At 60.7% G+C, this 516-nt stretch carries 1 protein-coding gene; it reads left to right on the forward strand.

What is annotated here, in order from left to right; genetic code table 11:
* Positions 1–516, forward strand: a 516-nt coding sequence (locus tag J5M67_RS27840; RefSeq protein WP_243434924.1) for a DnaA/Hda family protein, incomplete at both ends; no start/stop codon positions are given.

The raw sequence follows: 516 nt of genomic DNA on the forward strand, positions 1-516 counted from the left end.
CATCCGCTACATCCACGCGGAACAGTACGTGTCCGACGTCGTGAAGGCGTACCAGCGCAAGGCGTTCGACGATTTCAAGCGCTACTATCATTCGCTCGACCTGCTGCTCATCGACGACATCCAATTCTTCTCGGGCAAGTCGCGCACGCAGGAAGAGTTCTTCTACGCGTTCGAAGCGCTCGTCGCGAACAAGGCGCAGGTGATCATCACGAGCGATACGTATCCGAAGGAAATCTCCGGCATCGACGATCGCCTGATCTCGCGCTTCGATTCGGGCCTCACTGTCGCGATCGAGCCGCCCGAGCTGGAGATGCGCGTCGCGATCCTGATGCGCAAGGCGCAATCGGAAGGCGTGAGCCTGTCGGAGGACGTCGCGTTCTTCGTCGCGAAGCACCTGCGCTCGAACGTGCGCGAGCTCGAAGGCGCGCTGCGCAAGATCCTCGCGTACTCGAAGTTCCACGGCCGGGAGATCACGATCGAGCTGACGAAGGAAGCGCTGAAGGATCTGCTCACCGT

Source organism: Pseudomonas sp. 30_B, assembly GCF_017491605.1.
In the GTDB taxonomy this organism is placed as follows: Bacteria; Pseudomonadota; Gammaproteobacteria; order Pseudomonadales; family Pseudomonadaceae; genus Pseudomonas.